Source organism: Paenibacillus pectinilyticus, assembly GCF_001700435.1.
GTDB classification, from domain to species: domain Bacteria; phylum Bacillota; class Bacilli; order Paenibacillales; family NBRC-103111; genus Paenibacillus_E; species Paenibacillus_E pectinilyticus.
Genome location: NZ_LYPC01000019.1, coordinates 25,013 through 37,306, shown reverse-complemented (window position 1 = coordinate 37,306; position 12,294 = coordinate 25,013). Strand labels below are relative to the sequence as shown.

The window sequence follows — 12,294 nt, the reverse complement described above, 5'->3', positions numbered from 1 at the left end:
CGCTTAAAACACTGCTGTTGCAAGGAGGAGTTAGCATGGGAAGTAGTAGGCATGGCCGAAGGTTTATAGGGATGGGGCATCTGATCATGGGGCTGATAGGTCTCTTAGTGATGAGTGCTTGTCAGAGTAGCAATTCGCCGAAAGCGGCAGAAGAAAGTAATGCCCGACCCGTTATTTCTATCATGGCACCGCTGCATTTTCCACACCCACCGATTCCAGAGCTCGTCCAAGAAATTGAGAAGCTGACGCAAACGAAGCTGGAGTTAAACTGGGTACCGGACGGCATTTATACGGATAAAATGAATACAGCCTTAACGACGAATTCGCTCAAAAAAGCGACCTACGTAAAATATACCGACTACATGCTGATGAAAAACTCAATCCGCTCCGGCGCGTTCTGGGATATTGGGCCGTACCTGTCGGCGTTTCCAAATTTGAAGAAGTTGAATCAAGAGATTTTGGGACAGGCGGCTGTCGATGGCAAAATCTATGGCTTATACACCGAGCGCCCGTCCTCGCGCCAGGGAATAATTATTCGGGAGGACTGGCTGAATAATCTCAAGTTAAACAAGCCTACGAACCTGGATGAGCTGTATGCTGTGCTCAAGGCTTTCACCTACGGAGATCCCGATCGTAACGGGAAAGACGATACCATTGGATTAACGGACCGCAATGATCTGGTGTTCGGGGCTTTTAAAACGATTGGTTCCTACTTCGGTGTGCCGAATAATTGGGCGGTTTCCGCTGGGAATTTCGTGCCGGAATTTGATACGCAGGCGTATGTGGACACAATGAACTTCATGAAAAAGCTGTATGATGAGAAGCTGATTAATTCGGATTTCGCAGTGACGAGCAAAGAAGTGCAGCGGGATAAACTGATCCGCGGAAATGCCGGCGTCTATATTGGCAGTATGCAGGATGTGCAGCGGCTTTCAGATGAAGCACAGTTAGTGAATCCCGATGCTCGATTTACGCTCGTCAATCGTATTGAAGGGCCGCAAGGGTTCCACATTTGGTCGATTCCGAATTATAGTGCCTTATATCTTTTTTCTAAAAAGGCGATTCGCACCGAGGCGGAATTAAAGCAGGTGCTGCAGTTTTTTGATCGATCGATGGATAAAGATGTCGCGAATCTGATGAAGTATGGCTTAGAAGGGCGGCATTTTACGACTAAAAATGGGCAGGTCCAGCTATCCGAGGATACCTCGAAGATTCGCGTCAATGAAGTGAATGCGCTTTATGCGCTCATGATCGCTGATCTGAACAATCCCAACGTCATGCCCGTTGTGGAGAGCGAATCACTGTCCCAGCTTGCAGATACGCTCAGCTTGGACAATGAGAAGTACGTCATCAAGGACCCGACATTGGGCCTTGAATCAAAGACATACGATGAGCGCGGCGTCGAAATGTACAAAATTGTCTCCGACGCCACGTACAATTACATGCTGGGCAAGCTGGATAAAGCGGCATTCGGGCAAGAGATCGAGCGTTGGCGGCGCGGCGGTGGGAATCAGATGATTAGCGAGTATAATGAGGCGTATGGGAAGAAGAAGTGAGTTGCGTGTATAAATCAGGCGTGATAAGATTATAAATATAAAAGAGACGTGCTACCAACAGGTCTCCTGCACAATCATTTGGTGGGCAACCTCCAAGGTAGTTGCAAGGTGTAACCCACTGGTTAGGTAGTCAGCCTGAGTGGGTACTTTCGTTTAATAGATAAGACTGTCTAAGTGCACTACGCACGCGGGCGGTCTTTTTTGCATTTTGCTCACCGAGACGCAGCATAAACTTCCCCCTCATAATCATCTCCTCCCCCGATAATCATCATCTCACATCCCGCGCCAGATAAGGCTTATATGAGCAAATGATTGTTTCGGTACCTCTGCCATGCCGTGTAATGTGTGAGTTGTAGCACACCACATTTTCGCGGAGGTCAAACCGATATGAAGAGAAAATTAGTTACGATCCCACTTAGCGTTCTACTCGTTTCCAGCTTTGCGTTAGCAGCATGCGGAGATAAAGAAACGCCTGCATCGTCATCAGCGGCAACAGAGACGACGGCAGCAGCAACTCCGAAACCGACAGACAACACACCGACACCGATTACAATCATGGCACCGCTGAATACGGCACAGACGCCACCAGATACCATTATTAAAGAACTGGAGAAGTTGACCAACACGAAGCTGACGTATCAGTTCTTCCCGGCAGACACGTATGAAGAGAAACTAAATACGACATTCGCAACAGGCGCTCTGCCACAAGCGACGTATTTGAAAAACCAAGCAACCTTCATTCAAATGAAATCAGCAATCCGCGATGGACAGTTCTGGGAAATCGGACCGTTGTTGAAAGACTTCCCGAACTTGAGCAAGCTCAAATCAACCACGAATGATAATACGAAAGTCGACGGCAAGCTGTACACGTTGTACCGAGGCGTAGATATCGCTCGCCAAGGTCTCATCTACCGGAAGGATTGGGCGGATAAGCTGGGCTTGAAAGCACCAACCAATCTAGATGAATTGCTCGCTATGGCGAAAGCGTTCACGGAGAATGACCCTGACGGAAATGGCAAAAAAGACACCATCGGCCTTACGGATCGTAACGATTTGATCTATGGTGCATTCAAAACGATAGCTGCTTGGGAAGGCACACCGAATAACTGGGGTGAGAAGGACGGCAAGCTTCAACCGGAATTCATGTTCCCGCAATATGTCACGACGATGGATTATTTCAAAAAGATGCGTGATGGCGGTTATATGAATAAAGATTTCGCAGCTACGAGTAAAACGGATCAACAAAAGCTGTTTACCAGCGGCACAGCAGGTATGTACATCGGAGCTATGACGGACGTTCCGACACTCAATAAGGATTTGGTTAAAAACGTGCCAACCGCTGTTGTCGATGTACACAGCATGGTAGCGGGACCTGACGGCAAATTCGCTGCATGGGCACTGCCTGGCTTCGCAAACGTCGTACTATTCCCGAAATCTGCGATCAAAACTGAAGCAGATCTTCGCAAAGTGTTAGCTTTCTTCGACAAAATGATGACACCAGAAGTAGCGAACATGGCAAACTGGGGTATCAAAGATGTGAACTACAGCGTAACAGACAACAAAGCGAAGAAACTCGATGATGAGAAATGGACACGTGAAGTGAAGCCATTCACAGATCTAGCTATCGGTGATGAAGATACCTCAGGACGTTACTTGGGTATTCCATCCATTCCTGCTCAAGGCAAAGCGGATGAATTGAAAATCGCCAACCTGAAGTTCGCCGTGCAAGATCCAACAGCGGCATTGGATTCCAAAACAAACCTTGAAAAAGGTGTACAACTGCAAGCTGTTATCGTCGATGCAACGAACAAATACATTTACGGCACAATCGATAAAGCAGGCTTCGACAAAGCGATTGAAGATTGGAAATCTCGTGGCGGCAGCAAAATTATGGAAGAATACAACGCGCAATACAAAAAATAAGACATTCGCGTCTCACACATGTAAGGTGAGGAGGCTGCTGGAACTGCGGCAGTCTTCTCCTTTTAAGGAAAGGAAGAAGTCCTATGCAAGAAGTGAATGTTGCACAAAGCGTGACCACTAGAAAGCAAAGCAGTGAGCTCTCCAGACGTCTTTGGAAAAACAAATGGATTTATGTCATGCTGCTCCCGGGAATCTTGTATTTTATCGTATTCAAATATATCCCGATGTATGGACTGATCATTTCCTTTCAGGATTACAAGCCGTTCAAAGGCGTGACAGGGAGTGAATGGGTCGGTTTGGAGCATTTTCGGCGGCTGTTTACGGAGCCGGATTTCCTGAACATTTTAAGCAACACGTTAATCTTATTCGTCATGAATTTGCTCTTCTATTTCCCTGTACCGATCCTTCTCGCGCTGATGTTGAATGAGGTCAAAGGGGATATGTTCAAGAAAGTGTTCCAAACGATTGTGTACTTACCTCACTTTATGTCATGGGTCATTATCGTCTCCATCAGCTTCGTCATGCTGACCATGGATGGCGGTGTGATTAATGAAATGATTTCGTACTTTGGCTTCGAAAAGATTAACTTCCTACTGGCCCCAGAGTGGTTCAGGCCGATTTATATTTTGCAAGTGATTTGGCGGGAGGCCGGTTGGGGGACGATCATTTATTTGGCAGCGATTGCTTCCATCGATCCTGGTTTGTATGAAGCGGCACGTATGGACGGAGCAGGACGGATGAGACAGATGTGGCATATTACGCTGCCCGCGATCCGAAGTGTCATTATTGTTCTATTAATTTTGAAAATAGGTGCGGTTCTCGAGCTCGGTTTTGAACATGTGTACTTGCTTCTTAACTCCATGAACCGAGAAGTTGCTGAGATCATTGATACTTACGTATATACAGCAGGTCTGAAACAAGGGCAATTCAGCTACAGCGCAGCCATTGGTTTGTTCAAATCCTTCATTGGGTTATTTCTGGTGATGATTGTGAACCGGATTGCGAAGAAAATGGGTGAAGAGGGCGTTTACTAAATGGGTAAGCGTCTTAGCAGCTAGGAGGTTGTAATCGTGGTAGAAGATAAAACATTAGCAGGCCGAATGTTTAGCGTGATTAACTATGTATTGCTGACGATTATAGGGTTGATCACGATTATCCCTTTTGTGCACGTGGTGGCGGGCTCCTTCACGACCAGTGCGGAGATGGCGACGAAGAAGTTCGTCCTTATACCGACGGATTGGAGTATCGAGGCGTATCGGTTTATTTTTTCGACGAACACGATATTCAAGGCCATGGGGGTCTCTATTGGAACGACACTTGTCGGTACGATAATCAGTATGTTTATCACAGCGTTGATGGCCTACGGCTTGTCGCGAAGGGACGTCGATGGACGTAAAGTCATCATGTTCATGGTTGTATTTACGATGCTGTTTCACGGTGGTCTCATTCCCACGTTCCTTGTAGTGAAGGAGTTGGGGATGATCGACAGCTATGCAGCGTTAATTCTTCCGACAGCGATCAGTGCATTTAACTTAATTATTCTGAAAAATTTCTTCCAAAACATCCCCGAAGGCCTAGAAGAGTCGGCCAAAATTGATGGCTGCAGTGACTTCGGCATCTTGTTCCGTATCGTTTTGCCGTTGTCGATGCCCGCGATCGCGACGATCTCGTTATTCTACGCGGTGACGTATTGGAACACGTATTTGAGCGCGATTCTCTATATCAATGAGAGTGCCAAATGGCCGATTCAGGTGTTGCTCCGCCAAATCGTCGTCCTCGCCAGCGGCATGGACGTGAGCTCGAACTTGGACAGCGTGGCACCGCCACCGGCTCAGTCGATCAAAATGGCCGTTATCGTTGTAGCTACGCTGCCGATTCTGTGTGTGTATCCGTTCTTGCAGAAGCATTTTGCGAAGGGTGCCATGATTGGGTCGATCAAAGGATAAGAGGCGGGATATCGGCTAAATGGAAAACATACAGCTATTTGTGGCCAAAAAGTCTGTTATCGCTAATTAGATAGAAAAGCTCCAGCTATTTCGGTCATCTCGAATGTTGCTCGCTGAAATGAGGGGAATTACCTGTAGAAAATACAGGTGATTGGTCGTACAAGCTGAAAGCGAGGAAATTAGATGGTGTTTTTCCAGTTAAACCATGACCAACTCGAAAGGGGAAACACAATGGCTTCAACAACGATCAAAACACCGCTAGAGTGGGCGAAAGCAGCCTGCGACTCCATCATGGCGACACATACGCCGATGGAGCTTCCACCCGCAGGGCGTTGGCATTACCATCAAGGTGTATTTCTCTGCGGCATGGAAATGCTCGTGGAAGAAGCGGGTCAAGATGATCGCTACGATGCTTACATCCAGGCCTATGTCGATGGTCTGATCGACGACAACGGCAATCTCTACTTCGCGCGCGACGAGCTCGACGCGATGCAGGCCGGGCTGCTGCTGTTCGGCTTGGAACAGCGCACGGGCCAGCCCAAGTACCGCATCGCAGCGGATAAGCTGCGGGGCCTGCTCCGAACCTTGAACCGCACCTCCGAAGGAGGGTTCTGGCATAAAGACAAATACCCCAACCAAATGTGGTTGGATGGTCTCTACATGGCCGGCGTATTCTCGCTGAAATACGCGAACGCCTTCGGCGAAACCGGCTTGCGCCAACTCGTGCTGCTGCAAGAGCAGCTTATGCGCAAACATATGAAAGACGAGCGCACGGGTCTGTTGTACCATGCGTGGGACGAAAGCCGCCGCATGCCGTGGGCGAACCCCGAAACCGGCTGCTCGCCGGAATTCTGGGGCCGTTCGCTGGGCTGGTACGGCCTCGCCGTCTCGCAATTCCTTGATGAATTGCCGGCGGAAGAGCCAGGTAGGGAAGCGTTGGTCAGCTCGCTGCGCGACTTCGTGCATGCAATTATCCGCTATCAGGACGCGGAAAGCGGCTTGTGGTATCAGGTGATCGACAAGGGCGATCAGCCAGATAACTGGCTCGAAAGCTCGTGTACAAGCCTGTTCGTGTACACGATTGCCAAAGCCTTGAACCTCGGCGTGGTCGGTCCGGAATGCGCGGATGCAGCCGTGAAAGGCTACGAAGGTTTGCTGCGCACGTTGCAATTCGACGAGCAGGGGCGCGTTATTTTGCCACTCATCTGCATTGGAACTTCTGCTGGGGATTATGAGAATTATGTCACGCGCCCCACGAGTGAGAATGATCTGCATGGTGTGGGAGCTTTCGTGATGGCGTGCGTCGAAGTGGCGCCGTTAGTGAAGTAGGGCATTAGGAGAAAAAGGGCGCCGCTCGGCGTCCTTCTATCCCGATGCGGGAAGTCGTAAGGCTTCCTTCTAAATGTAAACGCATACAATATATCATTGCCCACGCAAGCTTCGCCCAAAATCGGCACACGCCAGGTTGGCCTAACCATCCTTGAAGTTATCCCCAGAAGAGCCTCCCAATGCCTGGCTGCCATTACTTTAAATGACACCAAGACGTACCTCCCAAGATCCAGCATCAGGACTTTATCCCATATCAGCACTACGCTCATTCCAACTTAAAGGAGATATGTGACTTGAGAACAAACAAACGTTTCATCGCATTATGGATGGCTGTCTGTTTAGTGATAGCTATGTTACCGACTGCCGCACTGGCAGCAGACCCACCCGCGGGGATGATCAACATTCCAAATACGAGTGCTTGGCAAGGAAGTGTATTTGGAGATGTAGGTGGATTAGATAAAATTACTTCAACGAACTTCGGAATTACCGAGAACGCAAACGGCAATGTGGACCTGCGAGCAGAGAACGATCGTGGGAAAATCTCATCTTCAACGAGTGCCTCAGAAGGGATGGCCTACTATTTCCGTACCATTCAACCAATGGATAATTTCGAATTTTCCGCGAAAGTAAAGGTAAATAAATGGACAGCCAATAGTCAAGTTTCATTCGGAATTATGCTGCGCCAGAATAAACTGGATAATGACAATGTAAGTGCATATACAGGTGATTATGTGGCCGTAGGCGCACTGGATCAGAAGATGGAGGCCTTTTATAAACAAGGGGCATTTAACGCCACGACCAATCCAGTAAAGAAGATCACAACCTTCACCTCCCCTGCACCTAGCAAAGATAACGAATACATATTGAGTATCAAGAAAGTCGGCGATGTGTATAGGGTTAGAATCGGGGATGAGACGACGATTATCGATAACTTCACCGGCTCCCTTGCCTATGCGGGGCTCTATGCCGCTAGAAACACTGCCGTGACCTTCTCCAATATCTCCTTCCAAAAGGATACGCGGGCGCCTAGCCAGCTGAGATTGGACACATCAACTGTCAAAACGGATTATTTTGTTAGCGATACGCTAGATCTTACTGGTTTAAAAGTGACGGCCGTGTACCCGGATCTCCACGAAGACGAGCTTACAGCCAGTGACTACCTTGTCACAGGATTTGATAACCGTACAGCGGGTGATCGAGCGGTCACGATTCATTTTAACGGGCAAACGGCTTCGATTCCACTGCACTTCAAGCCACTGGTTGTCACAGGGATGGGCATTACCTATCTACCTGCGAAGACGGAATATTATGTGGGCGAGTACTTGGATCCACAGGGGCTGAGCGTGCGCGGGCAGTACAATGGTGCTGGCGACTGGGCTGAACTGGCAAGCAACCAGTATACGATCTCCGTGCCTGCAGGGAATGCTACGGTAACGGGTGCAACCTATAAGCTGACCACACCAGGAACGACGGTAGTGACGGTACGCTCCACAGTCACTGACGCTACCTATACAACCTTCCCTATCACGGTCAGAGATGCGCAAATGACGGATTTGGTTATTCGAGAAATGCCAGTGAAGAGGAATTATTTTGTAGGGGACACATTCACTCCTGCGGGGCTAGTTCTGTACGCGCAATATAGTGATGGCACGGAAGAAAGGTTGCTGAGAAGCGAATATACGATCAGTGGTGTCACTGTTTCCGATATGAGCACAGCCGGTACCAAAACGCTGACGGTCTCTTCCTATAAAGGCACAGCGACGAAATCATTCACGATTGAGGTCAAACAGCCTGTTGTGACAGGCATTCATGTCGCACAGTATCCACAAACCACGTATGAAGTAGACCAAGATCTAGATCTGACGAGTTTGGCGATTGTGAAGCAATATGATAACGGCGATAAAGTGGCCATGCCATCGAATCAATATGAAGTCATCGATACCGCATTTGATAAAACGAAGCCAGGTGTCTATGCGCTTCAAATTAAGCCGGTCGATATCTCGATCCCGCCTATTTCCCTGCCTGTCACGGTCAGGGAACTGAAAACTTACGAATGGAAGTCCATTCGATTTGGGCAGTCTTCGGCAGAGAGCACGAATAAAGTGATCGTAAATGATGCGGCGCATACGGTTCAGTTAATCGCGTTAGAGGGCGGCGGCAAGATCACGGGTGATCATGACGGCATCTCGTTCTACTATACGGAGCTGGATCCGACGAAGGATAACTTTGAACTATCGGCTAATATCAAAGTGTCGGCCTACGCCAAGGAACCGCAGGATGGCCAGGAATCTTTCGGTATCATGGCTCGTGATGCGATCGGGACGCCTGGTGATTCCAGTGTATTTGCTTCCAATATTGCGGCCATCGGCGGGTATAGCGGTGCAACAACGAAACAGAACGGTACGCAATTATTCGTTAGAACAGGCGTGACTACGCCGAACGGGGCGGGCAGCTTAGGGGTTCAAAGCAAAATGCTGAACGCGGTGAAGCCGACAGTCAGCACGACGTACCCAGCGATGGATTACAAGCTTACGCTGATCAAAACGAATAATGGCTTCTCGGGCCGCTTGAATAACGGAACGACGGAAAGCTTTTTCGTACCGGATATCATGAAGGTCCAAGACCAAGATAAGATGTATGTGGGCTTCTATGTGGCACGCCTTGCGACAATTGAAGTCAGTGATATCAACTTGAAGGTGAGCGCAGCGGAAACGGATCAACCGATGGAGGTTCCGGCTCCACTGCCTGTAACGCCAGACGTAAACTTTAAGGGGCTTACCCAAACGTCAAATACGGCATATGCCTTAGGACTGAACGCCAATGTGAATGGAACGGTGACGATTAAGCAAGGGGAGACTGTGTTAGCCAGTAATCTGGCTTTATCAGCGGGAACAACCTTTACGTTGAACACAACGGTGACGGCGAATACGTACACCAATTTCAGCGCAGCATTCGTGCCTGACGATAAGCAGTACCTAACTTCGTATGATCAGATTGTCAAAAATGTGACCGTAGATATGAAAACCTACGTGGATGAGGGCGATATCTATGTCTCGCCGACGGCGCTGAAGAACGATGGCGGAGATGGCACCATCGCTCATCCTTTAGATCTAGATACGGCAGTGGCTTACGTAAGGCCGGGCCAGAAAGTCCTATTACTTGATGGCCGATATGTACGCAATGCCAAAATCGACATACCAAGAGGCAATGATGGTACATCAACGGCCAACAAGTACTTGGTTGCGGCACCGGGCGCCAAGCCGATCATCGATTTTGATAAAAAGACCGAGGGTGTTGTGTTTAGCGGCAGTTATTGGCATGTAATCGGTATTGATTTTACACGGACGGCAGGCAATACGAAGGGCTTTACCATTGGCGGCAGCAACAATATTGTAGAGAGCAGCCGATTCTATGCCAATGGTGACACGGGGCTGCAAATTAGCCGTACCGATGAGTCCGATGCTCGGGAGCTATGGCCGTCCAACAATTTGATTCTTAATTGTGAATCCTATGATAATGCCGATCCTTCGAACAATAATGCGGATGGGTTTGCGGCCAAATTGACGGCAGGAACGGGGAATGTGTTCCGTGGTGATATCGCGCACAACAACATTGATGATGGCTGGGATCTCTACACGAAAGCAGGCACGGGGGCGATTGGCTCGGTTCTGATTGAAGATAGCATCGCCTATCACAATGGAACATTGACCAACGGCAGCGTTGGGGCCGGCGACAAAAACGGTTTCAAGCTCGGCGGTGAAGGCATTCATGTTCCACATGTTATTCGCAATAGCCTTGCTTTTGAGAATGGTGCTTATGGTTTCGCAAGCAATAGCAATCCGGGTGTAAGGGCAGAGAGTACGAACATTGCGTACAACAATGCCAAAGGAAATCTGAATTTCACCACGTATACGGGGATTACAACGGATTTTAGAATCGATGGATTTATCTCCTATCAGAAGGATTACACAGCTAAAGATAACTACCCAGCGGCTCTAAATTCCGCAACGAACTATATGTGGAACGGTACGAAATCGGTTAATCAATCCGGTGCGCAGCTGACAGCTGCAAACTTTGCCAGCTTGGTGCCCGTATTACCTTATGAACGGGATGAGACGGGGGCAATTATCAAGGGCAGTTTCCTTCGATACATCCCGTCTGTAACTGAAACATCGGGTAGCGGAGCGGTCATCATTCCGGCAGAACGTGTTAAAACAGTTCCGGATGGTGTGCAAATTACCGGTAATCCGACAAGTGTAGTCGTAGATGGGAAGACAATGGCTTCGGTCACGATTGCAGACAAGGATCTGGCGCAGGCGTTAAGTCTGCTCAAGCAACAGACCGGTGATGCGAAGTCGCTTGTTGTTGAGGTGAGTGACCCAGCGTCTACTGTAGCACAGCTAGTAATCCCTGCTGGCGTTTTACAAACGGAGGGTGCAGAGTTATCCACAGATACTATATTATCCATGAGAGCCAATAGGGTCACCTATAACTTGCCGCTCAAGGCTATCGATTTGCATGATCTGGCCAAAACCTTAGGTGCAAATGTCCCAGGTATAACACTTCGCATCGTGATTGAACAAGGATCTGGGGAGAGTGAGGCATCCCTTCGTGCGAATTTGGAGGGGCGTGGCATGACTTTGCTGGGCCATGCAGTCACCTTTACGGTTGTTGCGGAGGCTAATGGCAAGCAAGTTGTGGTAGAGGATTTTGGAAGTACGTATGTAACACGCAGTGTTATCATGGATGGAGCGCTTGATCCTAACCAGTCAACAGCCGTGTGGATTCATCCAGAAACAGGGGAAGCTACCTTTGTCCCTGCCATTTTCACCACGCTTATTGGGCAAACAACTGTGACGATGAAGCGTCCGGGCAACAGTCTATACGCGGTTGTGCAATCTGTTCAATCTTTTGACGATATGAAAGCGCATTGGGCCCAATCCGACGTAGAGCTGCTCGCATCCAAAGGCGTCATTCAAGGCACTGCAGCGGGCACGTATTCGCCTGACGCTTCGATTACGCGTGCTGAATTTGCTGCGCTATTAGTCAGAACGTTGGGATTGAAAGAAGCTGGCGCTTCGGATACATTCAATGATGTATCTGCTGGCAGCTGGTATGCAGGCAGTGTAAGTGCGGCTGTTCAAGCTGGTCTCATCAACGGTTTTGAAGATGCTACGTTCAGGCCGAATGAGCGCATTACGCGTGAACAGATGGCTGTGTTGATGACGCGTGCTATGGCGTTTGCTGGTGCGCAGGTGCCTGTTGATTTGCAAAACTTGGCTGCATTTGCAGATGCCGACCAAGCAGGTGCTTGGTCACGAGAAGCGCTTGCTCAAGCTGTTCATGCTGGCATTATGAGAGGTGTGACAGATACGTCCCTCTACCCTAGGGCAGATGCAACAAGGGCGGAAGCAGCAGCTATGCTGAAACGATTCCTGAAGGCTGTACATTTTATCAATGAATAACATAAGGATTGGTGAGGAAGAGGGCGTCCGCTTAGGGCGCCTTTTTCGCTGTTAGCGCGATGGTTAACGTAATTA

The 12,294-nt window shown here is 48.9% G+C and carries 6 protein-coding genes; all 6 read left to right on the top strand.

The window, feature by feature from the left end; all coding sequences use genetic code 11:
• Positions 1-35 precede the first annotated feature (35 nt).
• The 6 genes from A8709_RS13560 to A8709_RS13535 all read left to right on the top strand — a co-directional run bounded on the left by A8709_RS13560 (position 36) and on the right by A8709_RS13535 (position 12,219).
• Positions 36-1,556: an extracellular solute-binding protein gene (locus tag A8709_RS13560; protein WP_065852927.1), complete on the top strand. Its 1,521-nt coding sequence runs from the start codon at positions 36-38 to the stop codon at positions 1,554-1,556.
• Between the two features lie 387 nt (positions 1,557-1,943).
• Positions 1,944-3,479, top strand: coding sequence for an extracellular solute-binding protein (locus A8709_RS13555; protein ID WP_065852926.1), 1,536 nt, complete (start codon positions 1,944-1,946; stop codon positions 3,477-3,479).
• Positions 3,480-3,562: 83 nt separating this feature from the next.
• Positions 3,563-4,513 (top strand): ABC transporter permease, encoded by a 951-nt coding sequence (locus A8709_RS13550; RefSeq protein ID WP_065852925.1) that lies wholly within the window; start codon positions 3,563-3,565, stop codon positions 4,511-4,513.
• Between the two features lie 36 nt (positions 4,514-4,549).
• Positions 4,550-5,425 (top strand): carbohydrate ABC transporter permease, encoded by an 876-nt coding sequence (locus tag A8709_RS13545; RefSeq protein WP_065852924.1) that lies wholly within the window; start codon positions 4,550-4,552, stop codon positions 5,423-5,425.
• A 231-nt stretch (positions 5,426-5,656) separates the two neighbouring features.
• The gene (locus A8709_RS13540; RefSeq protein ID WP_065852923.1) at positions 5,657-6,754 is read left to right on the top strand and encodes a glycoside hydrolase family 88/105 protein; all 1,098 of its coding nucleotides are present in this window, start codon (positions 5,657-5,659) and stop codon (positions 6,752-6,754) included.
• Positions 6,755-7,047: 293 nt separating this feature from the next.
• The gene (locus tag A8709_RS13535) at positions 7,048-12,219 is read left to right on the top strand and encodes an S-layer homology domain-containing protein (RefSeq protein WP_065852922.1); all 5,172 of its coding nucleotides are present in this window, start codon (positions 7,048-7,050) and stop codon (positions 12,217-12,219) included.
• The last annotated feature ends 75 nt before the right edge of the window (positions 12,220-12,294 follow it).